Annotated in this window: 21 protein-coding genes; 6 read left to right on the top strand and 15 right to left on the bottom strand. The window is 59.8% G+C overall.

Features of this window, described 5'->3' with window-relative positions; genetic code table 11:
* Positions 1–97 precede the first annotated feature (97 nt).
* The 3 genes from rpoD to rpsU all read right to left on the bottom strand — a co-directional run bounded on the left by rpoD (position 98) and on the right by rpsU (position 4,674).
* On the bottom strand, positions 98–1,945 hold the full coding sequence (gene rpoD / locus LOY52_RS24520) for an RNA polymerase sigma factor RpoD (RefSeq protein WP_258676707.1): 1,848 nt from the start codon (positions 1,943–1,945) through the stop codon (positions 98–100).
* A gap of 67 nt (positions 1,946–2,012) precedes the next feature.
* Positions 2,013–3,977 (bottom strand): DNA primase, encoded by a 1,965-nt coding sequence (gene dnaG, locus LOY52_RS24515; protein WP_007966496.1) that lies wholly within the window; start codon positions 3,975–3,977, stop codon positions 2,013–2,015.
* Positions 3,978–4,458: 481 nt separating this feature from the next.
* Positions 4,459–4,674 carry a 30S ribosomal protein S21 gene (rpsU, locus tag LOY52_RS24510; protein WP_002551877.1) on the bottom strand — a complete coding sequence of 72 codons (216 nt, stop codon included), beginning with the start codon at positions 4,672–4,674 and terminating at the stop codon, positions 4,459–4,461.
* 199 nt (positions 4,675–4,873) lie between these two features.
* Between rpsU and tsaD the strand changes: the two genes are divergently transcribed.
* Complete coding sequence (gene tsaD / locus LOY52_RS24505) at positions 4,874–5,899, top strand: tRNA (adenosine(37)-N6)-threonylcarbamoyltransferase complex transferase subunit TsaD (RefSeq protein ID WP_047596441.1); 1,026 nt, start codon at positions 4,874–4,876, stop codon at positions 5,897–5,899.
* A gap of 23 nt (positions 5,900–5,922) precedes the next feature.
* On the opposite strand, the gene plsY is transcribed toward tsaD, so the two are convergent.
* Positions 5,923–6,492, bottom strand: a complete 570-nt coding sequence (plsY, locus tag LOY52_RS24500; protein ID WP_258676686.1) for a glycerol-3-phosphate 1-O-acyltransferase PlsY — start codon at positions 6,490–6,492, stop codon at positions 5,923–5,925.
* A gap of 74 nt (positions 6,493–6,566) precedes the next feature.
* Here plsY and folB point away from each other — a divergent pair, with 74 nt between their 5' ends.
* A complete protein-coding gene (folB, locus tag LOY52_RS24495; RefSeq protein WP_103521083.1) occupies positions 6,567–6,923 on the top strand; it encodes a dihydroneopterin aldolase in 357 nt (118 codons plus the stop codon).
* Positions 6,914–7,429, top strand: a complete 516-nt coding sequence (folK, locus tag LOY52_RS24490) for a 2-amino-4-hydroxy-6-hydroxymethyldihydropteridine diphosphokinase (protein WP_258676683.1) — start codon at positions 6,914–6,916, stop codon at positions 7,427–7,429. The genes folB and folK overlap by 10 nt, the downstream gene beginning before the upstream one ends.
* Positions 7,430–7,520: 91 nt before the next feature.
* Here folK and LOY52_RS24485 read toward each other — a convergent pair whose 3' ends face one another.
* The 11 genes from LOY52_RS24485 to LOY52_RS24435 all read right to left on the bottom strand — a co-directional run bounded on the left by LOY52_RS24485 (position 7,521) and on the right by LOY52_RS24435 (position 21,601).
* Positions 7,521–8,744: a multifunctional CCA addition/repair protein gene (locus LOY52_RS24485; RefSeq protein WP_258676681.1), complete on the bottom strand. Its 1,224-nt coding sequence runs from the start codon at positions 8,742–8,744 to the stop codon at positions 7,521–7,523.
* Between the two features lie 64 nt (positions 8,745–8,808).
* Positions 8,809–10,371: a SpoVR family protein gene (locus tag LOY52_RS24480; protein WP_258676678.1), complete on the bottom strand. Its 1,563-nt coding sequence runs from the start codon at positions 10,369–10,371 to the stop codon at positions 8,809–8,811.
* Entirely contained in the window at positions 10,368–11,639 is a 1,272-nt protein-coding gene (locus tag LOY52_RS24475; RefSeq protein ID WP_003228849.1) for a YeaH/YhbH family protein, read from the bottom strand. Before LOY52_RS24475 ends, LOY52_RS24480 begins: the two co-directional genes overlap by 4 nt.
* 109 nt (positions 11,640–11,748) lie before the next feature.
* Positions 11,749–13,671 (bottom strand): PrkA family serine protein kinase, encoded by a 1,923-nt coding sequence (locus LOY52_RS24470; RefSeq protein WP_003228848.1) that lies wholly within the window; start codon positions 13,669–13,671, stop codon positions 11,749–11,751.
* A gap of 294 nt (positions 13,672–13,965) precedes the next feature.
* On the bottom strand, positions 13,966–14,295 hold the full coding sequence (glpE, locus tag LOY52_RS24465) for a thiosulfate sulfurtransferase GlpE (protein ID WP_247269639.1): 330 nt from the start codon (positions 14,293–14,295) through the stop codon (positions 13,966–13,968).
* A 33-nt stretch (positions 14,296–14,328) separates the two neighbouring features.
* Positions 14,329–15,210, bottom strand: a complete 882-nt coding sequence (locus LOY52_RS24460; RefSeq protein ID WP_258676672.1) for a symmetrical bis(5'-nucleosyl)-tetraphosphatase — start codon at positions 15,208–15,210, stop codon at positions 14,329–14,331.
* Positions 15,210–15,590 carry a Co2+/Mg2+ efflux protein ApaG gene (gene apaG, locus LOY52_RS24455; protein ID WP_258676671.1) on the bottom strand — a complete coding sequence of 127 codons (381 nt, stop codon included), beginning with the start codon at positions 15,588–15,590 and terminating at the stop codon, positions 15,210–15,212. Before apaG ends, LOY52_RS24460 begins: the two co-directional genes overlap by 1 nt.
* 114 nt (positions 15,591–15,704) lie before the next feature.
* Entirely contained in the window at positions 15,705–16,523 is an 819-nt protein-coding gene (gene rsmA, locus LOY52_RS24450; protein ID WP_258676669.1) for a 16S rRNA (adenine(1518)-N(6)/adenine(1519)-N(6))-dimethyltransferase RsmA, read from the bottom strand.
* Positions 16,520–17,509 (bottom strand): 4-hydroxythreonine-4-phosphate dehydrogenase PdxA, encoded by a 990-nt coding sequence (gene pdxA / locus LOY52_RS24445; protein WP_258676660.1) that lies wholly within the window; start codon positions 17,507–17,509, stop codon positions 16,520–16,522. The genes rsmA and pdxA overlap by 4 nt, the downstream gene beginning before the upstream one ends.
* Positions 17,506–18,822 carry a peptidylprolyl isomerase gene (locus LOY52_RS24440; protein ID WP_103368681.1) on the bottom strand — a complete coding sequence of 439 codons (1,317 nt, stop codon included), beginning with the start codon at positions 18,820–18,822 and terminating at the stop codon, positions 17,506–17,508. Before LOY52_RS24440 ends, pdxA begins: the two co-directional genes overlap by 4 nt.
* Positions 18,803–21,601, bottom strand: a complete 2,799-nt coding sequence (locus LOY52_RS24435; protein WP_258676655.1) for an LPS-assembly protein LptD — start codon at positions 21,599–21,601, stop codon at positions 18,803–18,805. The genes LOY52_RS24440 and LOY52_RS24435 overlap by 20 nt, the downstream gene beginning before the upstream one ends.
* A 130-nt stretch (positions 21,602–21,731) precedes the next feature.
* Here LOY52_RS24435 and LOY52_RS24430 point away from each other — a divergent pair, with 130 nt between their 5' ends.
* Genes LOY52_RS24430 through LOY52_RS24420 form a run of 3 tightly spaced genes read left to right on the top strand, consistent with a single transcriptional unit; the run spans position 21,732 to position 24,188 of the window.
* Entirely contained in the window at positions 21,732–22,751 is a 1,020-nt protein-coding gene (locus tag LOY52_RS24430) for an aminoglycoside phosphotransferase family protein (protein WP_258676653.1), read from the top strand.
* Positions 22,748–23,419: an N-acetylmuramate alpha-1-phosphate uridylyltransferase MurU gene (gene murU / locus LOY52_RS24425; protein WP_258676652.1), complete on the top strand. Its 672-nt coding sequence runs from the start codon at positions 22,748–22,750 to the stop codon at positions 23,417–23,419. The genes LOY52_RS24430 and murU overlap by 4 nt, the downstream gene beginning before the upstream one ends.
* A 1-nt stretch (position 23,420) precedes the next feature.
* Positions 23,421–24,188 carry a TerB family tellurite resistance protein gene (locus LOY52_RS24420; protein ID WP_258676651.1) on the top strand — a complete coding sequence of 256 codons (768 nt, stop codon included), beginning with the start codon at positions 23,421–23,423 and terminating at the stop codon, positions 24,186–24,188.
* Positions 24,189–24,221: the final 33 nt, after the last annotated feature.

Genomic DNA, 24,221 nt, shown 5'->3' with positions numbered 1-24,221 from the left:
GTTTCGAGTGTAGACGGGGTATGCCGGGGAGGGGCGATGCGAGGGATTTAATCTGCCGCATAAACAAAACCCCCGGCCTGGGCCGGGGGTTCTGGTGTCACTCGTCGAGGAAGGAGCGCAGATGCTCGCTTCGCGTCGGGTGGCGCAGCTTGCGCAGCGCCTTGGCTTCGATCTGACGGATCCGCTCACGCGTCACGTCAAACTGTTTGCCCACTTCTTCGAGTGTGTGGTCGGTGTTCATGTCGATACCGAAGCGCATGCGCAGGACCTTGGCTTCACGGGCAGTGAGGCCGGACAGCACTTCGCGAGTCGCTTCTTTCAGGCTTTCAACGGTTGCAACATCGATTGGCGACTGCATGGTCGAGTCTTCGATGAAGTCACCCAGATGAGAGTCTTCGTCATCACCGATCGGGGTTTCCATGGAGATCGGTTCTTTAGCGATCTTCAATACCTTGCGGATCTTGTCCTCAGGCATTTCCATGCGTTCGCCCAGCTCTTCCGGGGTCGGTTCGCGACCCATTTCCTGCAGCATCTGGCGGGAAATGCGGTTGAGCTTGTTGATCGTCTCGATCATGTGCACCGGAATACGGATGGTGCGGGCCTGGTCGGCGATCGAGCGAGTGATCGCCTGACGGATCCACCAGGTGGCATAAGTCGAGAACTTGTAACCACGACGGTATTCGAACTTGTCCACCGCTTTCATCAGACCGATGTTGCCTTCCTGGATCAGATCGAGGAATTGCAGACCGCGGTTGGTGTACTTCTTGGCGATCGAAATCACCAGACGCAAGTTGGCTTCAACCATCTCTTTCTTCGCGCGGCGGGCCTTGGCCTCACCGATCGACATGCGACGGTTGATGTCCTTGATTTCGGCGATGGTCAGGCCGGTCTCGGTTTCCAGCGCGATCAGTTTCTGCTGGCAACGGATGATGTCCGGCTGTACGCGACCAATGGCTTCGGCGTATTTGCTCTTGCCTTTGGCCAGGGCCTCGGACCAGCTTTCGTCGACTTCATTGCCCGGGAACTGACGCAGGAAATCGGCGCGTGGCATACGTGCATCACGTACGCACAGTTGCATGATCGCGCGCTCTTGCTGACGCAGACGATCCAGGGCACTGCGAACACGCTCGACCAGGGCTTCGAATTGCTTCGGCACCAGTTTGATCGGCATGAACAGCTCGGCCAGGGCCAGCAACTCGGCAATCGCTGCCTTGTTGTGACGACCGTGCTTTTTCAGGGCCTTGCGGGTGATTTCCATCTGGTCGGACACAGCGCCAAAACGCTGGGCAGCGATGACCGGATCCGGACCGCTTTCGGCTTCTTCTTCGTCATCCGAAGCTTCGGCTTCATCGTCGTCGGTGTCGTCGTCAGCCTTGGCGGCTTTCGCGTCGATCGGCGGTGGCACTTCGGCGGCCGGCGGCGCAATGCCGTCGTCCGGGTCGATGTAACCGCTCAGAACGTCGGACAGGCGACCACCCTCGGTGGTGACGCGAGTGTATTCGGAGAGAATGTGGTCAACCGTGCCAGGGAAGTGCGCGATTGCGCTCATCACTTCACGGATGCCTTCTTCGATACGTTTGGCGATTTCGATTTCGCCTTCACGAGTCAGAAGCTCGACCGTCCCCATTTCACGCATGTACATGCGCACTGGGTCAGTGGTGCGACCGATATCGGTCTCCACCGCTGCCAACGCGGCGGCTGCTTCTTCCGCAGCGGCCTCGTCGGTATCGGCGTCGGCCAACATAAGGGCGTCCGCATCCGGAGCACTCTCGTGTACGGGGATCCCCATGTCGTTAATCATGCGGATGATGTCTTCCACCTGCTCCGGATCTGAAATATCCTCGGGCAGGTGGTCGTTGACCTCGGCGTAAGTCAGATACTTCTGCTCACGACCCAGTTTGATCAACTCAATAATACGAGACTGCTGTTGCGCTTTTCCGGACATAACACCCTATCCACTGAAGGTCTTGGCGGGCAAAAAACAAGCCGAGGATTATACCTGAGCTATGACCTCACGCGCCAGTTGAGGTCGGGTTTGATGCGGAAACATTGCGACTTAAAAGGTCGCGCAGTTGATTTTTCTCTTCGGCGCTCAGTTCGCTCTGACGAGCTTTCCTGAGCAACTGTTCCAGATTTCGCTCGCGTTGGCGGGCTGACAAGCTAGTAATGGTGTCGAAAAACTGTTGTTCAAGGTTTTCTCCGTCAATCAGCCACTCCTTTTCCGCCAGCGCTTTCAACAAGCGACCCTGTTCAGTGCCGTGCCATCGCGCGATCAACTGAAATGAGTTTAGCTTGGGATTCTTCTGTACGGCTTCGAGCAGCGCCACAAGCAACTGGGCGTTGGTCTGATTTTCGTCCGCAATGTGCCCGGCGTCTTCGACGCGCTCTGCCAGTTGCGGGTGGTGCAGCAATGTACGCAGTGCGGTAAGAGTTGGCGATTCGACGCCAATGGGTGTGCGCGGGCGCTGTTGATCACGATCACCGCCACGCTTGCCATTCTTGTCCCAGGGCTTCTTGTCCCATTTCTTGCCGCCGGCGCCGGGTTTCTTCGGCGTCCACTCCTGTTGAGGCACATACATGTCCTGTGCCTGCGGCTGATGGTAGTCGCTGTAGTCCGGCATTGCGTCGTAATCGATGCCCGGATCGTAGGCGGGCGGCGCTTCCTGCGGCGCGCTTTGCGCCAGCTGGCTGACGGTTTCGCTGCTCAGGCCGGTGATTTCGGTCAGGCGCTGGCGCATCAGAATACGCAGGTTGGCGCCGGGCACTTTGTCGATCAGCGGCGCGGCGAGGGTGGCCATGTGGGCCTTGCCTTCGAGCGAGCGTGGATCGGCTTCCTCGGTCAGTTGCTGGAAGAAATAATCTGCCAGCGGCTGCGCATGTTGGTTGATTCGGGCCTTGAAGGCATCAGTGCCTTCGGCGCGAACCAGGGTGTCCGGGTCTTCGCCTTCGGGCAGGAACAGGAAGCGCGCACGGCGACCGTCCTGCAGGCACGGCAGTGTCGCTTCCAGTGCGCGCCATGCCGCATTGCGGCCGGCCTGGTCTCCGTCGAAGCAGAACAAGACGTTGGGCACGACACGAAACAGGCGCTTGAGGTGCTCTTCGCTGGTCGCTGTGCCCAAGGTCGCGACGGCATTGCGCAAACCCTGCTGGGCGAGGGCGATGACGTCCATGTAACCCTCGACGACAATGATTTCGTCGAGGTTGCGGTTGTTCTTGCGTGCTTCATAGAGGCCGTAGAGTTCCTGGCCTTTATGAAATACCGGGGTTTCCGGCGAGTTCAGATATTTCGGCTTGTCGTCACCCAGTACCCGGCCACCGAAAGCGATGATCCGGCCACGGGTATCGCGGATCGGGAACATCACGCGATCGCGGAAGCGGTCATAGCGTTTGCCGGTTTCGGCGTTCTCGATCAGCAGTCCGGCGTCGATCATGGCCTTCTGCTGCAAAGTGTCGCTGCTCAAATGCTTGAACAGGTTGTCCCAGCCCGGCGGCGCGAAGCCGAGACCGAAGTCCCGGGCGATCTCGCCGGTCAGGCCGCGGCCCTTGAGGTAGTCCACCGCAGCCTTGCGCGCCGGATGGCTCTTGAGCGCTTGCCGGTAAAAATCGGCGGCGGCGGTGAGCAGCGGATACAACGGCGAATCTGTCGGCTGCCGCGGCTTGTGCGGACGGCCGCTTTCTTCGCGGGGGATTTCCATGCCGGCGGCTTTGGCCAGGTCCTCGACGGCCTGGGGGAAATCCAGGTTGTCGTGGTCCATGAGAAAGCCGAGGGCATTGCCGCCGGCGCCGCAGCCGAAGCAGTAATAGAACTGCTTGTCCGGGCTGACGCTGAACGACGGGGTTTTCTCTTTGTGAAACGGGCAGCAGGCGGTGTAGTTCTTGCCGGCCTTTTTCAGTTGCACGCGCGAGCTGACCACATCGACGATGTCGGTGCGGTTCAGGAGGTCGTCAATAAAGCTCTGGGGAATCAGCCCGGCCATGGCGTTCTCGTCTGCGCTGTAATGAGTCCGATGCGAAGGGCGGCCGGACGCAGGTCTTGAGTGAGGCGCACAAAATGGGCGGCTCGACCGGGTTCGGTTGCGTGATCGCTGTCGGGAAGTGTATCTGCCGAAAAACCACTGACGTTAGTACTCATCAGTTTTCGACTATTTGAAAGTGTTGCGCTGAATCCGCTGACGGCCAATAAATGGCCCCGGATAGCTCAATAAAGCGGGCACGCATGCAGGTGCCTTGGGCTGATCGTCGTAAGAGGAATCAGTAGGTGTGCTCGTCAGTAGCCTTGAAAGGCTCGTCAGAAAAGACGTGCACCGCTGGCAAAAAAGCCAGGTCTGACGCGTGAAGCAGGTTTGTCTCGGTCGCGTGTGCGGCTTCGACGGTGAAGCATCAAGCGTTTTACGCAAATGCCATTAGCCCGGCTGAGGGCCGGGCTTAGGCAAGAAGCTTGCTACGATCGTCTGTGTATTAGTACAGACGAACGGCGCGGCGCTGTTCGCGCTGAACTTTCTTGGCGTGACGCTTAACAGCGGCTGCTGCTTTGCGCTTACGCTCAGAAGTTGGCTTCTCGTAAAATTCGCGGCTACGAACTTCAGCCAGTACACCGGCTTTTTCGCAGGAGCGCTTGAAACGACGCAGAGCTACGTCGAAGGGTTCGTTCTCTTTAACTTTGACGGCTGGCATCCAGAGCTACCTTCATTCATTACCGGGGTCAACATCCTCGCGGCAAAAGAGCACTTGAAGACGTCGGTTTTTAAGGGTTGCGGATGTTAACCCCTCATCGCTCGGAATGCAAAGCCTCTGATCGAAAACCGCTAGTCGGGGCATCGCATGGCGACTATTATGCGCGCCTTCGAATTCAGCCTAAACAAGGCGCAAACCCATGCTAGTACTGGGATTAGAAACCTCCTGCGACGAAACCGGCGTCGCATTATACGACAGTGAACGCGGCCTGCTGGCCGACGCGCTGTTCAGCCAGATCGACCTGCACCGCGTCTATGGCGGCGTGGTACCGGAGCTGGCCTCGCGTGACCATGTCAAACGCATGCTGCCCTTGATTCGTCAGGTGTTGGCCGAGGCGGACTGCGTGCCGACCGAGATCGATGCGATCGCCTACACCGCGGGCCCGGGCCTGGTCGGCGCGCTGCTGGTGGGTGCCTCGTGCGCTCAGGCGCTGGCGTTTGCCTGGGGCATTCCGGCACTCGGTGTGCACCACATGGAAGGCCACTTGCTGGCGCCGATGCTGGAGCCAAAACCGCCGGAATTCCCGTTCGTCGCTTTGTTGGTTTCCGGTGGGCATACGCAGCTGGTTCAGGTCGATGGTATTGGGCAATACAGCCTGCTCGGCGAGACCCTCGACGATGCCGCCGGCGAAGCGTTCGACAAAACCGCAAAAATGATGGGCCTCAATTATCCGGGAGGGCCGGAAATCGCCAAGCTGGCCGAGAAGGGCGTTGCAGGACGTTTCACCTTCCCGCGTCCAATGTGTGATCGCCCGGGTCTGGATTTCAGCTTCAGCGGATTGAAGACCTTTGCTCTCAACACCTGGCAGCAATGCGTCAGCGCCGGGGACGACAGCGAGCAAGCCCGTTGCGACATCGCGCTGGCGTTCCAGCAGGCCGTGGTGGAGACTTTGACCATCAAGTGCAAGCGCGCCCTGAAACACGCGGGCATGAAGCGTCTGGTGATTGCTGGCGGCGTCAGCGCCAACAAGGCCTTGCGCGCTTCGCTGGAAAAGATGCTCGGCGACATGCAGGGCGATGTGTTCTACGCCCGTCCCGAGTTCTGCACCGATAATGGCGCAATGATCGCGTTTGCCGGTTGTCAGCGTTTGCAGGCCGGTCAGCAGGAAAGTCTGGCGATCAGCGTGCAGGCGCGCTGGCCGATGGAGCAGTTGTCGGCACTGTGATTGGCGGTGTGGCTGAGCGGTATTTAAAAATGCCGTTCGCGCCCGGCAAACAGGTCGCGTAGATTGCCGCGGTGGCGCCAGACGATCAGCAATGTCAATGCGCTCATCGGCAGCAGCGCTTCCGGTTCCTGCCAGGCGAGCAAGGGCAGGGTCAGGGGCGTGGCGATCAGCGCCGCCAGCGAGCTGGTACGGGTCAGGTAGAACGTCAGCAGCCAGGCGCACACCGCCAGCAGTGCAGCGGGCGGATACAGGCCCAGCAGCATGCCGGCAGCCGTGGCGACGCCTTTGCCGCCGCGAAAACGGAAATACAGCGGGAACAGGTGACCGATCACGGCGCACACGCCGATCCAGGCCTGATCCTGCAGCGAAAGGCCAGCGGCCGCTGCGATCAGCACCGGCACCAGGCCTTTGCACAGATCACCCAGCAGGGTCAGGATCGCCAGTTTGCGACCGACCAGGCGCAGCATGTTGGTGGCACCGGCATTACCCGAGCCACTCATTCGCGGGTCCGGATTCCCGGTCAGGCGGCTGAGCAAAATGGCGAAGGACAGAGAGCCGAGCAGGTAGGCGAGGATCGCCAGTAACCAAAACATGCTAACTATTCCGGGCGAGGACGCCCTGATTCTAACGGCGCATTGCGCCCTTGTCGTGCAGCGGAGAAAAGTGCTTGGACAGAGTGTTTATCGAGGGCCTGGAAGTGGACACCGTGATCGGTGCTTACGACTGGGAGCGCGGCATTCGACAGTGCCTGCGTCTTGATCTGAGCTTCGCCTGGGACAATCGCCCGGCTGCGGCCGGTGACGACCTGACCCTGGCGCTCGATTACGCCAGTGTTTCCACGCGCATCCAGGCGTTTGCCGAGCAAGCGCAATATCAACTGGTCGAGACCTTTGCCGAGCGTCTGGTCGAAGTGCTGATGGCCGAATTCAAGATCACCTGGGTTCGCCTGAAGCTGACCAAGCCGGGCGCCGTGCCGGCCGCCAAGGGTGGCGTGGGTGTGGAGATCGAGCGCGGATGTCGCTGACTCAGGTGTACCTCGGGCTCGGTAGCAATATCGAGCGCGAAACCCATTTGCGCGCCGGACTCGACGCTTTGGCGACGTTTCTGGTGGATATCCGCTGTTCGGCGGTGTTCGAGAGTCAGCCGGTGGGGATCAAGAGCGGGCCTTTCTTCAATTTCGTGGTCTCGGCGCTTACTGATCTGCCATTGATGGAGCTGGATAGGCGCCTGAAATTCATCGAGGCCGATAACGGTCGCTATGCACCGGATCGCAAGGGTTTGCCGCTGGATATCGACGTGCTGTTGTACGGCGATCTGACCGGTAACTTCGACGGCTTGATTCTGCCGCGTGCCGAGATTCTGAAAAACGCTTTTGTGCTGTGGCCGCTGTCGCTGATTGCGCCGGATCGGGTGCATCCGGGTGTGGGAAAAAGCTTCGCGACATTGTGGGCCGAGGCGCAGATTGATCAGGTGTTGGCACCGGTGGCCTTTGAATGGCGCGGCGAGCAACTGACCCCGCCGAGTCTTTAAAAGCAAAAGATCGCAGCCTGCGGCAGCTCCTACATGGAAATCCAAATCCCTCTGTAGGAGCTGCCGAAGGCTGCGATCTTTTGATCTTGCTTTAGCGGTTTTCCTTGTACGCCTTCAACGCCTTGAGCCGCTCACGCTTGAGCGCCTCGCCCAGCTCCGGGCCTTTGAATCCCTTTTCCAGTAAAGGCTGCACTGCCACGCCACGCGCCACGCTGGCCGCACCACGCAGATAATCCGCCTGTGGATAACTGCGCTGCTCGAGGCCCTTGCGCCCACGGGCATCCATCTCGCAGGCGACAATGAATTCCTCAAAACGCTGCGGTCGGCGATATACGTCAAAGCTCTGCAATAGCTCCAGCAAAGTTGACGCCTTCAGCTCCAGGGCGCGGTGGCCATGGGTGTGGTACTGACCCACCAGCAACGCCAGTTCCTGACAGTCCTTTGGCGCCTTGAAGCGCTCGTTGACCGCTTTGATCAGCTTCAGCCCGGTGTGTTCATGGGCGATATGTCGTGGCCACTCTTCTTCCGGCGTCAGGCCTTTACCGAGGTCATGCAGCAGGCAGGCCCAGCGCACCGTCAGCGGTTGTTTGTGCAGTGCCGATTGCTCCAGCACGCTGAGTGTATGGACCCCGGTATCGATTTCCGGGTGATGAGCCTCCGGTTGCGGTACACCGAACAGCGCGTCGACTTCCGGCATCAGTTCTTTCAGGGCACCGCAGTCGCGCAGCACCTGGATGAACACTTGCGGCTGATCTTCCATCAGTGCGCGGGAGATTTCCTTCCAGCTGCGTTCGGCAGTCAGCGCCTGCAGTTCACCAGACTCGCTGAGCTGGCGCATTAGTTCCAGAGTCTCCGTTGCGACAGTGAAGCCAAGTCCGGCATAACGGGCGGCGAAGCGCGCAACGCGTAGAACTCTGAGCGGATCTTCAGCGAATGCAGGGGAAACGTGGCGCAGGATGCGCGCTTCGAGGTCGCGCTGGCCATGATACGGATCGGTGAGGTTCTGCTGGTCGTCCTCGGCCATAGCATTGATGGTCAGGTCACGGCGAATCAGGTCTTCTTCAAGAGTGACGTCAGGGCTGGCGTGAAAAGTGAACCCGCCATAACCACGACCGCTTTTGCGTTCGGTGCGGGCGAGGGCATATTCCTCGCCGGTCTTGGGGTGAAGGAATACCGGAAAATCCGCGCCAACCGGGCGATAACCCTTGGCGAGCATTTCGTCCGCCGTAGCGCCGACCACTACCCAATCAATATCGGTCACCGGTAAGCCGAGCAAGCGATCGCGTACCGAACCGCCAACCTTGAAAATCTGCATAAAAAACCTCCGTTAGCCCGACAGGATAACCCTTGCGTCGGACTTTCGGAGGTCAGAGCCGCTTCTAAAGATGAATCACGGCCAGATCGAGCCGCCCGTAATCGCCTTCGCTGTGTTCACTTCGCGGCGGTACGTGGTGGGTTTTCATGATCTGGTCGCCCTGCAGGGTTTCCAGGTGAATGTCGAAGCCCCACAGGCGGTGCAGATGTTTCAGTACCTCGTCGGTGGAATCGCCCAAGGGTTTGCGGTCGTGTTGTTGATGACGCAGGGTCAGCGAGCGGTCGCCGCGCCGGTCAATGCTGTAGATCTGCACGTTTGGCTCGCGGTTGCCGAGGTTGTACTGCGCGGCCAGGGTTTCGCGGATGATCCGGTAACCGCTTTCGTCGTGGATCGCCGGGACCAGCAAATCGTCCTTCTGATCGTCATCGAGGATGCTGAACAGCTTCAGGTCGCGGATCACTTTGGGTGACAGGTACTGGAGGATGAAGCTCTCATCCTTGAAGCTGCTCATGGCAAACTTGATGCTCGACAGCCAGTCGGATCCGGCGATGTCCGGGAACCAGCGCCGGTCTTCCTCGGTGGGGGTTTCGCACATGCGGCGGATGTCGCGATACATCGCGAAGCCCAGTGCGTAAGGGTTGATCCCGTTATAGTAAGGGCTGTCGAAGCCTGGCTGGAACACTACGCTGGTATGCGAGGTGAGGAACTCCATCATGAACCCGTCAGTCACCAGGCCCTCGTCGTACAGGTCGTTCATCAGGGTGTAGTGCCAGAACGTGGCCCAGCCTTCGTTCATCACCTGCGTCTGACGCTGGGGATAAAAATACTGGGCGATCTTGCGCACGATACGCACGATCTCCCGTTGCCACGGCTCCAGCAACGGCGCGTGCTTCTCGATGAAATACAGGATGTTTTCCTGCGGTTCGGCGGGGAAGCGGGCGTTGTCCTTGTCGCTGTATTTGTCCGCGCCTTTGGGGATGGTGCGCCACAGATCGTTGATCTGCTTTTGCATGTGCTCTTCGCGATCCTTCTGCCGCCGACGCTCCTCCTCGGCGGAAATCGGATACGGACGCTTGTAGCGGTCTACCCCGTAGTTCATCAGCGCATGGCAGGAGTCGAGCAGGTCTTCCACCGCATCGATACCGTGACGCTCCTCGCATTGCATGATGTACTGCTTGGCGAACACCAGGTAGTCGATGATCGAACTCGCATCGGTCCAGGTGCGGAACAGGTAATTGCCCTTGAAGAAACTGTTGTGGCCATAGCACGCGTGTGCCACCACCAGCGCCTGCATGCAGATGGTGTTTTCCTCCATCAGATAGGCAATGCACGGATCCGAGTTGATCACGATCTCGTAGGCCAGCCCCATCTGGCCGCGGCTGTAGGATTTCTCGGTGCTGAGGAAGTGTTTGCCGTAGGACCAGTGGTGATAGCCCAGTGGCATGCCGACCGAGGCATAGGCATCCATCATTTGCTCGGCGGTGATCACTTCGATCTGGTTGGGATAGGTGTCCAGGGCGTAGCCGGCCGCAATCCGCGCGATCTCGCGGTCGTAGGCCTGGATCAGCTCGAACGTCCATTCGGAGCCGGTGGAAATGGGTTGGCGTTTCTGCTCTTTGGCGGTCATGTCACTAACCTGCGCTGGAAGAGTTCACGGAAGACCGGATAGATATCCCCGGCCGAGACCAGTTGCTGCTGGGCAAACGTGTCGGAAAAGGCTTCGGCGATGCGTTCGTATTCGTACCAGAGGGCCTGGTGTTCGCGCGGGGTGATCTCCACATAAGTGTAGTACTGCACAAACGGCATGATCTGATTGATCAGGATGTCGCGGCAGATCGGCGAGTCATCGTTCCAGTTGTCGCCGTCGGAAGCCTGCGCGGCGTAGATGTTCCATTCGTTGCTCGGGTAGCGCTCGGCCATGATCTCCTGCATCAGCTTCAGGGCGCTGGAGACGATGGTGCCGCCGGTTTCCCGTGAATAGAAAAACTCTTCCTCGTCCACTTCCCGGGCGCTGGTGTGATGGCGGATGAACACCACATCGATCTTGTCGTAGTTCCGCTTGAGGAACAGGTACAACAGGATGAAAAAGCGTTTGGCGATGTCCTTGGTGGCTTGGGTCATTGAGCCGGACACGTCCATCAGGCAGAACATCACCGCCTTCGAGCTGGGGTTGGGTTGCTTGATCAGCAGGTTGTATTTGAGATCGAACGTATCGAGGAACGGCACGCGATGGATGCGCGCGCTGAGTTTTTCGATTTCTGCTTCGAGTTCCTGAATATCACCGAAGTTGTCCGGCTCTTCGCGCTTTAATCGCGCCAGTTCCTCTTTGGCTTCGCGCAGTTTGGCCCGGCTGCTGCCGGACAGCGCAATGCGCCGGGCGTGGGCCGAACGCAGGGTGCGGATGATGTTGATCCGCGATGGGTTGCCCTCGTTGCTGATCCCGGCGCGCACGGTCTTGAACGTGTCGGTACCACTGAGGTTGCGTTTCACCAGGTTTGGCAGTTCGAGGTCCTCGAACATGAATTCAAGGAATTCTTCCTGAGTGATCTGGAAGACGAATTCGTCCATGCCCTCGCCGGAATTGCCAGCCTTGCCGGGACCGCGTCCACCGCCGCCCCCCGGAGGCCTGGCGATATGTTCGCCGGCAGTGAATTCCTTGTTGCCGGGGTGAACCACGGTCTGCTTGCCGCCGCGACCGTGGTGAAGCACCGGTTCGTCGATATCGCGACCGGGAATGCTGATCTGTTCGCCGTGTTCCATGTCGGTAATGGAACGGCGGCTGACCGCCTCTTCGACAGCCTTCTTGATGTGATCACGGTAACGCCGCAGGAAGCGCTGGCGGTTCACCGTGCTCTTGTTCTTGCCATTGAGACGTCGGTCGATCACATAGCTCATACGTGGCCCTCCGGGCAGCTTCAAGTTGTGAGCTGCGAGCCGCAAGTAGAAGCACAGCGTTCACATGCTTTTTTTTCTTGCGGCTCGTAGCTTGAAGCTTGTAGCTGTTTTACTGCGATTTCCGGACCCGTAGGTACCATTCGGACAGAAGTCTTACCTGTTTGTCGGTGTAACCGCGTTCGACCATTCGAGTGACGAAGTCGTTGTGTTTCTGTTGATCCTCTTTGCTGGCCTTGGCATTGAAGCTGATGACTGGCAGCAGGTCTTCGGTGTTCGAGAACATTTTCTTCTCGATGACCACCCGCAGTTTCTCGTAGCTGAGCCAGGTCGGGTTCTTGCCGTTGTTGTTGGCTCGGGCGCGCAACACGAAGTTGACGATTTCGTTGCGGAAATCCTTCGGATTGCTGATGCCCGCCGGTTTCTCGATTTTCTCCAGTTCTTCGTTCAGGGCGACGCGGTTGAGAATCTCGCCGGTTTCCGGATCGCGGTATTCCTGATCCTGGATCCAGAAGTCCGCATACAGCACGTAGCGGTCGAAGATGTTCTGCCCGTATTCGCTGTAAGACTCCAGGTACGCGGTCTGGATCTCCTTACCGATGAATTCGATATAACGGGGTGCCAGGTACTCCTTGAGGTAGCGCAGGTAGCGCTCGCGGGTCTCGGCCTGAAACTGTTCCTGCTCGATCTGTTGTTCCAGTACATACAACAGGTGCACCGGGTTGGCGGCGATTTCATGTGGATCGAAGTTGAACACCTTGGACAGGATCTTGAAGGCGAAGCGGGTCGACAGACCGTTCATGCCTTCGTCGACGCCCGCCGAATCGCGGTATTCCTGAATCGACTTGGCCTTCGGATCGGTGTCTTTTAGGTTTTCCCCGTCGTAGACGCGCATCTTCGAATAGATGTTGGAGTTTTCCGGCTCCTTGAGGCGCGACAGCACGGTGAACTGCGCCAGCATCTTCAGGGTGTCGGGTGCGCAGTGGGCCTTGGCCAGGGAACTGTTGAACAGCAACTTGTCGTAAATCTTCACTTCGTCGCTGACCCGCAGGCAGTACGGTACTTTGACGATGTAGATCCGGTCGATGAACGCTTCGTTGTTCTTGTTGTTGCGGAAGGTGTGCCATTCCGATTCGTTGGAGTGCGCGAGCAGGATCCCGGTGAACGGTATCGCCCCCAGCCCTTCGGTACTGTTGTAGTTGCCTTCCTGCGTGGCGGTCAGCAATGGGTGCAGCACCTTGATCGGTGCCTTGAACATTTCGACGAATTCCATCAGGCCCTGGTTGGCCCGGCACAGCGCACCGGAGTAGCTGTAGGCGTCGGCGTCGTTCTGTGGGTATTCCTCGAGTTTGCGGATGTCGACCTTGCCCACCAGCGCCGAGATGTCCTGGTTGTTTTCATCGCCCGGTTCGGTCTTGGCCACGGCGATCTGGTTGAGGATCGACGGGTACAGTTTGACCACACGGAACTGACTGATGTCGCCGCCGAACTCGGCCAGGCGTTTGGTCGCCCACGGCGACATGATGGTGTTCAGGTAGCGCCGTGGTATGCCGAAATCTTCCTCGAGGATCGCGCCATCTTCGGTGGCGTTGAACAGACCCAGCGGGGACTCGAATACCGGCGAGCCCTTGATCGCGTAGAAGGGCACTTTCTCCATCAGCTGTTTCAGCTTCTCGGCCAGGGACGATTTACCGCCACCGACGGGGCCGAGCAGGTAGAGGATCTGTTTCTTCTCTTCCAGGCCTTGGGCGGCATGGCGGAAATACGAGACGATCTGGTCGATGCATTCTTCCATCCCGTGGAAGTCTTCAAAGGCCGGATAGCGGCGAATCACCTTGTTGGAGAAGATCCGCGACAGCCGCGAGTTGGTCGACGTGTCGAGCAGCTCGGGTTCGCCGATGGCCATCAATAGACGCTCGGCGGCGGAAACGTAAGCGCTGCGGTCCTTTTTGCACAGCTCCAGGTACTCCTGCAGCGAGAGTTCTTCCTGGCGTGTGGACTCGAAGCGTTGTTGGAAGTGGCTAAAGATACTCATGACGTCACCTCGCTCGATACGTGGAGCCGACGCCGGATCACTCAGTCGATACTGGCAAGCAGCCGCGGTGGCCGCTTGTTTACCCCCCAGAACACTTTCGCGGTCGACAACCTTGAAAGTCACTCCCGATGACCCGTGCGCCGGTGTACCGGCTCTCCCCTGTTTTGGATGGCCTGCGCTTAAGGATAGTTGGGAATTTGAGAGGTAAAGGCGAGATACGTAATTAGTTGTGGCAGACCGTTCGTCTGCCGCGCGCAGGCCCACGGCAGCCGGGGCCTGCACGTGACAAAAAAATTATTCGGCGGTGCCTTGCGCGGTTTCCGACGGATAAGTCGCACGCCACAGCTCGAAGCCGCCGTCCATGCTGTAGACGTCGGAGAAGCCCTGGCTGATCAGGTACGCCGCTGCGTTCTGGCTGGAGTTGCCGTGGTAACAGACCACTACCAAGGGCGCGTCGAGATCGGCATTGCGGATGAAGTCGGCAATGGAGTGGTTATCCAGATGGGTCGATCCGGCGATGTGCAACGCGGCATAGGTTTGCGGGTCGCGGATATCGACCACCACGGCACCTTGCTCGCGCAGGGCCTGGGCCTGTTCCGGGGGGATTCGTTTGAATTCGCTCATGGCGGGTTCCTGTTGCTCGGCAGAATGCGCAGTCTAACGCGGCGCGCTGACTGGCGAAGTTTCGGGGGTAAGTGGTGCGACGGTCGGTGCAAGCCCACCGTGTTCATTGCATTTGCACGACACACGCTCGCCGCTGTCGACGTTCATCAGGGTCAGGCTGCCGCCCCAGACACAACCAGTGTCCAGTGCCGAGATGCCCGGTTCACGGACATCGCCTTCCAGCGCGGCCCAGTGGCCGAAAATGATGCGCAGACCGCGGGTCTTGCGCTCTTTGTGCTGGAACCATGGCTTGTAGCCGGGCGGGGCCGTGTCGAGACCTTCCTTGCTCTTGAGGTCGAGCTTGCCGTCGGCGGTGCAGAAGCGCATGCGGGTGAAGTAGTTGGTGATGACGCGCAGGCGGGTCACGCCGGTGAGATCTCTGTCCCACTTCGCCGGCTCGTTGCCGTACATGCCGTCGAGATACAGCGGAAACAGGTTGTCGTCGCGCAATGCAGTTTCGGCTTCGGCGGCGTACTTCAAGGCCTTGCGCAGGGACCACTGCGGTGGGATGCCCGCGTGCACCATGGCCACTTCGCGTTGTTCGTCGTAATGCATGAGCTTTTGCTGGCGCAGCCATTCGAGCAACTCGGCAGCATCAGGGGCTTCGAGAATCTCGCGAAGGGTGTCGGACTTCTTCAGCCGTTCGATATTGTTGGCGGCGGCCAGCAGATGCAGGTCGTGGTTGCCGAGTACGCAGACCAGCGACTCGCGCATGCCATAGAGAAAGCGCAGGGTCTCCAGCGACTGAGGGCCACGGTTGACCAGATCACCGACCAGCCATAGCCGATCAAGCTTCGGATCGAACGCCACTTGCTTGAGCAGGCATTTGAGTGGTTCGAGGCAGCCTTGCAGGTCGCCGACGGCGTACGTCGTCATCAGTGCAGGGCTCCGGGGACGGCGAGGCGGAAAGGTTTGATGATCGCGTCGAAATGCTTGCCGTCGTCGGCGACCATTTCGTAAGTGCCCTGCATGGTGCCGACCTTGGTGGTCATCACCGTGCCGCTGCTGTAGGTGTGGCTTTTGCCAACCTCGATCAGCGGTTGCTGGCCGACGACGCCGGCCCCGCGAACCTCTTCGACATGCCCGTCACCGTCGGTAATCACCCAGTGTCGTGATATCAGCTGGGCAGGGCGCTCGCCATTGTTCTGCACGGTGATGGTGTAGGCAAAGGCGAAGCGGTGGTGCTCGGGTTGCGATTGGTCTGCCAGATAGCGGGTGACGACACTGACGTCGACCTTATAACGAGGATCGGACATGCAAAAGGGCCTTAAGCAAAGCGGAACGCGAGGCGTAGCTGATGGGGAATCAGTCTAGGCAAGTATCGGGCAGTAAACCAGAGTGGCGTCCTGCCCGATAGCGTTCATCGCCGGTCAGTCGGCGACAGGAGCTTGCGGGACTTGCTCGCTGAGCTTGTCGGCCAGGCGCACGAATGCGGCCAGGTCCAGTTGCTCGGGGCGCAGGCTGCCATCGACGCCGGCGGCTTCGATCTCGGCAGCGGTCATCAATTGCTTGAGGGTGTTGCGCAGAGTCTTGCGACGCTGGTTGAAGGCTTCGCGCACCACACGCTCGAGCAGGCGATGATCCTTGGCCGGGTGCGGCAGTACCGCATGCGGCACCAGGCGGACGATGGCCGAGTCGACCTTCGGCGGCGGGTTGAACGCGCCCGGGCCGACGTTGAACAGGTGTTCCACGCGGCAATGGTACTGAACCATGATCGACAGACGACCCCAGTCGCCACCACCCGGGCCAGCCGCCAGACGCTCGACCACTTCCTTCTGCAACATGAAGTGCATGTCGCGAATGATTCCGGCGTTGTTCAGCAGGTGGAAAATCAGCGGCGTGGAGATGTTGTACGGCAGGTTGCCGACCACACGCAGGCTGTTCGGGGCGGCGTTGAGGGTATTGAAGTCGAACTTCAGCGCATCGCCCTGATGCAGGTTGAAGTTGCTCTTGCCGGCAAACTGCTGGTTGAGGATCGGGATCAGGTCCTTGTCCAGTTCCACCACGTCGAGCTGCGCACCGGAGCTGAGCAGGCCGGCGGTCAGCGCGCCCTGGCCCGGGCCGATTTCCAGCATGCGGTCGCCGGATTTGGCGCTGATGGAGCGCAGGATGCGGTCGATGACTCCGGCGTCGTGCAGGAAGTTCTGGCCAAAGCGTTTGCGCGCCTTGTGTTGGTATTGCTCGGTCATAAACGGGTCTCGGCCATCTGGTAGGCGGTTTCCAGGGCGACCTGCAGGCTGCCGGTGTCGATCTTGCCGCTGCCGGCCAGATCCAGGGCAGTGCCGTGGTCGACCGAAGTGCGGATGATCGGCAGGCCAAGGGTAATGTTGACTGCGGCGCCGAAGCCTTTGTACTTCAGCACGGGCAGGCCCTGGTCGTGGTACATCGCCAGCACTGCGTCGCAATGCTCCAGATATTTGGGGGTAAACAGAGTGTCGGCAGGCAGCGGGCCACGAAGGTCCATGCCCTCGCCGCGCAGGCGCTCTAAGGTAGGTTCGATGATGTCGATTTCTTCATGGCCCAGGTGTCCGCCTTCGCCGGCGTGCGGGTTGAGTCCGCATACCAGGATGCGTGGCTGGGCGATGCCGAATTTGTCTTGCAGGTCGGCGTGCAGGATCCGCGTGACCCGTTCCAGCCGCTCCGGCGTAATTGCATCGGCAATCTCGCGCAGGGGCAGGTGAGTGGTGACCAGGGCTACGCGCAAACCGCGAGTAGCGAGCATCATCACCACTTGGGCGGTGTGGGTCAGGTCGGCGAGAAATTCCGTGTGTCCGGAAAAAGCGATGCCCGATTCGTTGATCACGCCCTTGTGTACCGGTGCGGTGATCATCCCGGCGAAGTCGCCGTTCAGGCAGCCGTTGCCGGCACGGGTCAGCGTTTCCAGAACGAAGGCAGCGTTAGCCTTGTCCAGTTGCCCGGCAACCACGGGTGCGCTGAGCGGTGTGTCCCAGACGTACAGGCTGCCGGCGGGTGCCGGCATATCCGGCCATTGGCCGGGTGCCACCTCCAGCAAAGAGACGGCCAACCCCAACTGCGCGGCCCGCTCGGTAAGCAGGTCGCGGCTGGTGATGGCAATCAGGGGATGTGGCTGGGCTTGCGAGGCGAGCAGCAGGCACAGGTCGGGACCGATGCCGGCTGGTTCGCCGGGTGTCAGCGCGAAACGCTGGGGTTTCACTGCGCTGCCTGGTCTGCACCAGGGAGTTTGATTTCTACGTAGGCTTCTTCACGAATCTGACGCAGCCAGTTTTGCAGCTCTTCATCGTATTTTTTGTTACGCAGAACGGTCATCGCCTGTTGCTCGCGAGCCTGCTCGGTGCTGTCGGTGGCGCGGCGGCCAAGGACTTCCAGCACGTGCCAGCCGTACTGAGTCTGGAACGGCTTGGACAGCTGACCTTGTGGGGTCTTGGCCATCACTTCGCGGAATTCCGGTACCAGTGCGTTCGGATCGATCCAGTTAAGGTCGCCACCGTTGAGCGCCGAACCCGGGTCTTCGGAGTAGTTCTTCGCCAGTTCAGCGAAGTCTTCGCCAGCCAGGATGCGCTCGTACAGCGACTGCACCAAGGCCTTGGTCTTGGCTTCGTCACGGATCGGGCTTGGCTTGACCAGGATGTGGCGTACATGCACTTCGTCGCGCATCTGCGCTTCGCCACCGCGCTTGGCCAGCAGCTTGAGGATGATGAAACCACCCGGGGTGCGTGCAGGCTGAGTGATGTCGCCAACGGCCATGCTGCTCAACTCGCGGTCGAACGGCGGTGGCAGTTGCGCAGCTTTACGCCAGCCCATGTCGCCGCCTTCCAGCGCGTTGTCGCTGCCGGATTTGGCAACGGCCATCTGACCGAAGTCGGCGCCTTGCTTGAGCTTCTGGTAAACGTCCATCGCCTGACGGTAAGCGCTCTGAATCGCATCAGAGTTGGCGCTTTCCGGCGTCGGGATCAGGATGTTGGCCAGGTGCAGTTCTTCGGACAGCTGCATCTTGCCCAGGTCGGAGGCGAGGAAGTTCTTCACTTCCTGCTCGGAGACCTGGATGCGCTCTGCCACGCGACGCTGACGCACACGGCTGATGATCATCTCGCGCTTGATCTGGTCACGGGCGTCGTCATAGGACAATCCGTCGTGAGCCAGGGCGGCGCGGAATTGATCCACAGTCATGTTGTTGCGCTGGGCAATCGTACCGACCGCCTGGTTCAGCTCTTCATCGGTAATGCGGATGCCGGAACGCTCGCCGATCTGCAGTTGCAGGTTTTCGACGATCAGGCGCTCGAGCACCTGCTGATCCAGCACGCCTGGAGGCGGCATGCCGCCGCCACGCTTGGCAATGGTCTGCTGAACTTCGTGGACGCGCTGGTCCAGCTGGCTCTGCATGACCACGTCGTTATCAACGATCGCGACCACTTTATCGATGGACTGTACTGCGGCGTTGGCCGCAGTACCCAGGAACAGCGCGCCCAGCAGCAGCGGGCGCAGAGAATCAGAAAGCTTGGTCTTCACGTTGACGATAACCTTGGATGCCTTTGTCGAGGAAGCTCTCTACCTTGGCGCCAGTCAGGCCGCCGAGTCCCTTCAGAACAATTTGGAGGAAGACGCCGTGGTCGCCTTTTTCGTTTTGCGGAGCTTCCTGACTGAATTCGTCGTAGGAAACCCAGTAACGGTTGATCAGGCGCAGTTTCCAGCAGCAGTTGTCGTATTCGAAACCACCGAAGGCTTCCAGCGTACGGTTGCGGTTGTAGTCGTACTGCCAGCGGCTGATCGCGCTCCATTGCGGAACGATCGGCCAGATGACCGAGAAGTCATGCTGCTGGATCTTGTAGTAGTCCTTCACGTAGCCAGGTTGGCCCGGCGTGCCGTAGTCGCCACCACCCACCGACCATTTACCGGTGTTCTGGTCGTAACGAACCTGGTCGTTGCGATAGCGATAACCGACGTTGACCACCTTGTTCGGGTTGTCTTCAGGCTGGTAATGGAACATCGCGCTGCCGGAACGCGGGCTGCGGCTGTCCGGGTCCCAGTTGTAATCGGCAGTGGTGCGCCAGTCGCGGTTCCAGCGGTATTCGTATTCCAGCGCGTATGGCGATACGTCGGACTGGGCGTCCTTGCGATCCTTGAACGCGATGCCTGGCAGTTGGACTTCACGATCCTTGAAGTAGTAGGCCTGACCGACGCTGATACGCTGGCGCTCGAAACCGTCGTCTTCGATCCAGCGGCTGGTCACGCCCAGCGACAGCTTGTTCTCGTCGCCGACGCGGTCGGCACCGGAGAAGCGGTTGTCACGGAACAGCGACGCGTAGTTGAAGGTGTATTCGCTGGTGTCGAAAACCGGAATGTCTTCCTGATCAACCTTGGGTACATAGAGGTAGAACAGACGCGGTTCCAGAGTCTGGCGATAGTTCTTGCCGAAGTACGACGTGTTGCGGTCGAAGTACAGGCCGCTGTCGACGCTGGCGATCGGTACGCCACGGTTCTGGTTGCTGTCGAAGGTGCCGTTGAGTTTGTTCTGCTCGGCGGTTTGCGCAGCAATCTGGGACTTGCCGGTACCGTCCAGATCCAGTTGATACTGGGTGTACTGGTACTTGAGCGATGGCTTCAGGAAACCATAGGTCCAGTTCATCGGCAGGCTGACGCCCGGCTTCAGGTTCAGACGGTCGCCGTTGGCGCGCGCCAGGCCTTGGACGTTAGTATCCAGGCGAGGCGAGATAGTGCCGTCTTCATTGGTAAAGTTGCCGTTTTGCAGGTCACGATCGAACCGAACAATCTCGGTCTCGTAATCGAAGTTCAAACCTTCCGGGTGATACGGCAGCCGACCGTCGAAGGTGATCTGTGGCAGACGGCCGTATGGCGTGATGTTCGAAACAGTAGCCAGTTGGTACTGCTGAGCGTTCAGGCGCGCAGTATAGCTGTCGCCTCGGTAAGTCACCGAACCCTGCTGGTTCACGAAGTCAGCACTCTTCACACCGATCTGATCAGTGGTCAGGTCCTGGAAGTAGTACGGGTCGCTGATCTTGGTGTAGTCGACCTGAGTCATCACACGGGAGTCGAGACCGCCCTTGTGCTGCCAGTTGTACATGTAGCGATTTTTTTCGTAATCGGACTGCTTGCTGCGATCGGTATCTTCGTCGTTCAGATACGCCGCACCGAACTGGCCTTCGCTGGACTTGGTCAGGTAACGGAATTCGCCTTCGACCAGCATGCCGCGCTTGCTCATGTAGCGCGGGTACAACGTGGCATCGTAGTTCGGCGCCAGGTTGAAGTAGTACGGGGTAACCAGCATGAAGCCGGTGTCGCTGCCGGTGCCGATGGTCGGCGGCAGGAAACCCGATTGGCGACGATCGTCGATCGGGAAGTAGATGTACGGTGTGTACAGGATCGGAATGTCCTTGACCCGCAGTGTCACGTTGGTCGCGGTACCGAAGCCGGTGGCAGGGTTCAGGGTGATGTTGTTGCCCTTGAGCTGCCAGGCGTTGCTGTTCGGTTCGCACGTGGTGTACGTGCCGTCCTTCAAGCGGATGATCGCGTTCTCGGCACGCTTGGCGTACAGCGCGTTACCGCGGATGCGCGATTTGTGCATCACGTATTCGGCGTTGTCGACCTTGGCTTCACCGGTGTCGAGCTGCACATCGGCGTGGTCGCCGACGATCAGTGCACCGTTGTCGCGAATGCGCACGTCGCCATTGAGTTCGGCGCGGCTCTCGGCCTGATACAGGCTGGCCTCGTCGGACTCGACCTGCATGCTGCCCTGACGCAGGACCACGTCGCCGGCCAGCGTACCCACCTGATCTTCGGTGTTGTAGCGCGAGGCTTTGGCGCCGATAAAGGTCGGTGCGTCACTTTTATTCGTCTTGTCATTCATGCCAGGACGAATCGGTTCGATATAGGAACCAGAGCAGTAAGGACCGGTCTCGGCCAATTGGGCGGCGGTGAGCTTCTCGCGCGGAACCCAGTCAAGGTGACTGTAGTCTTCGCTACGGGATTTCAGACCGCGGCCCTTGGCTTCGGTGACCAGCACAGGCTTGGCGCCGGTGTCGGATGTGGAACCGTTCTGGGTCGGGGCTTCGCCGGCGGCGCTGACAGCGCTGCCGTCATGCACCGGACGCGGCGGCAATGCAGCTGCCGGCGTCTTGGGCGCACACGCCCAGCCACCCGTTGCCGAGACGGCGCAGTCATACTGCTCGGCGGCAACAACGAATTGACTGGCCAGAGGTTGCATAGCCAGCAGACTGCCGGTTACCAACAACGGAAATTTTTTACGAAACGCGGGGGATTTCAATGCCATCTTATTAGTCCGGGCTTCCTGCGTGCCATCTGCCCGCGGTGTGGGCCGCACGCCTCTCGATGGTCTGAAAAAGATGCTGGATAATAAAGCATGACCCGCTTGACGGCTAGCGCCGTCGGAGACCCTTGCAATGCCTGACCAAGATGTACGCTTGCAACACCTGAAAGTTTGGCTCGATGAGCAGTTGGCAATCCTGTTTGCAGATCAGGGCTGGGGCCCCGTGCCCCCGGCCACGTTGACCGCGGCCAGCAGCGACGCGAGTTTCCGCCGGTACTTCCGCTGGGAAGGCGAGGGTCGCAGTTTCGTCGTGATGGACGCGCCACCGCCGCAAGAAAACTGCAAACCGTTCGTGGATATCGCCTTTTTGCTGGCGAAATCCGGAATTAACGTGCCGAAAATTTATGCAGAAGACCTCGAACGCGGATTTCTTTTGCTCAATGATCTGGGCAACAAGACCTATCTGGACGTAATCGACAGCGAAAATGCCGACGCTTTGTTCAGCGATGCCCTGCAGGCGCTGTTGGCTTTTCAGCAATTGCCGATGGTTGCACCGCTGCCGAGTTACGACGTGGCGCTGCTGCGCCGCGAGCTGGAACTGTTCCCCGAGTGGTACGTGAAGCGCGAACTCGGTATCGAGTTCGACGCGGCACAGCAGCAACAATGGCAAGCCGTCAGCGAGTTATTGATCGACAGCGCCCTGGCCCAGCCGAAAGTGCTGGTGCACCGCGACTACATGCCGCGCAACCTGATGCTCAGCGAGCCGAATCCCGGCGTGCTCGACTTTCAGGATGCGGTCTATGGCCCGGTCACCTACGACGTGACCTGTCTGTTCAAGGACGCCTTCCTCAGTTGGCCTGAAGAGCGCGTGCGTGGCTGGCTGGAAAGCTACTGGCAGCAAGCCTCGACGCTGGACATCCCGGTGCAGGCTGACTTCGAAGACTTCCTGCGTGCCAGCGACCTGATGGGCGTACAACGCCACCTGAAAGTCATCGGCATTTTTGCGCGGATCTGCCATCGCGATGGCAAGCCGCGCTACCTGGCCGACGTGCCGCGTTTCTTCGCCTATATAGAAGCGGTTATTGCGCGTCGTCCTGAATTGGCGGATCTGCAGGCGTTGCTCGCCAGTCTGCGTGGCGGAGTGACTGCATGAAGGCGATGATTCTGGCGGCAGGCAAGGGCGAGCGCATGCGCCCGCTGACCCTGACCACCCCCAAGCCGCTGGTGCGTGCCGGCGGCGTGCCGTTGATCGAATATCACCTGCGCGCGCTGGCAGCGGCCGGTTTCAGCGAGATCGTGATCAACCATGCCTGGCTCGGTCAGCAGATCGAGGAATACCTGGGCGACGGTTCGCAGTTCGGCGTGAGCATCCAGTACTCACCGGAAGGCGAGCCGCTGGAAACCGGCGGCGGGATTTTCCGCGCCTTGCCGTTACTCGGTGACGATGCGTTCCTGGTGGTCAACGGCGATATCTGGACCGATTACGACTTCAGCGTGCTGCATCAGCCGATCAACGGTCTGGCGCATCTCGTCCTGGCGGACAACCCGGCCCATCATCCGACGGGCGATTTCACCCTGGTTGACGGTCGGGTCAGCGATGCTCAGCCGGACGCGCCAACCCTGACCTACAGCGGCATCGCCGTGCTCCATCCGCAGTTGTTCGATGGCTGCGCGGACGGTGCGTTCAAGCTCGCACCGTTACTGCGCAAAGGCATGGCAGACGGACAGGTCAGCGGTGAGCGTCTGAAAGGTTACTGGGTGGATGTCGGTACGCATGAGCGTCTGGCCGAAGCTGAAGCATTGATAGAAGCGAGTCGTTGATATGTTGTGGCCAGGGACTCTGATTGGAGCCGGAGCGGGTTTTGCGATCGCCAGCATTCCGGGGGCCATGCTTGGGGCATTGTTGGGACAGGCGCTGGATCGGCGTCTGCACCTGCAGAGCTGGGGGCACTTGCGGGAAAAACTCGGTGGCCGGCCGATGTTGCGCAACGACGAATTGCTGTTCGTGTTGCTCGGGCGTCTGGCCAAAAGTGACGGGCGGGTGACGGACGGCCATATCCAGCAGGCGCGCCATGAAATGAACGCCCTGGAAATGAGCGAGCCGGCACGGCGGCGGGCGATTGCTGCGTTCAATCGCGGCAAGTCCGGCGGCGACCGCCTGCGCGGTTATCTGCGCCGTCTGAGTGCTCAGCCGCATGCCGCCGAAGGCGTGTTGCGCGCCTGCTGGCGGATGGTCTGGGCCGACGGCCGTGCGGGCGTCAGCGAGCGTCAATTGCTGGCGCAGTGGGGCAAGTGGCTGGGCTGGACAACCCAGCAGATACAGGCGCTGGCCAGTGATTACGAGCCCAACAAGCGCCCGATTGTCAGTGCGGCGGTGAGCTATCAGGAAGCGATGCGCCTGCTCGGGGTGTCGGCAACCAGCGAACCGGCGCAGATCAAGCGCGCCTATCGACGGCTGCTCAGTCGTCATCACCCGGACAAGATCGCCGGTAGCGGCGCAACACCGGAGCAGGTGCGTGACGCGACCGAGAAAACCCGCGAGCTGCACAACGCGTTTACCCTGATTCGGGCGCGGCGGGATTTTCGCTAGCGATTAAAAGATCAAAAGATCGCAGCCTGCGGC

Origin of the sequence: Pseudomonas sp. B21-051 (genome assembly GCF_024748795.1) — a bacterium.
Classification (GTDB): domain Bacteria; phylum Pseudomonadota; class Gammaproteobacteria; order Pseudomonadales; family Pseudomonadaceae; genus Aquipseudomonas; species Aquipseudomonas putida_A.
This window is presented reverse-complemented; position numbering and strand designations above follow the sequence as displayed.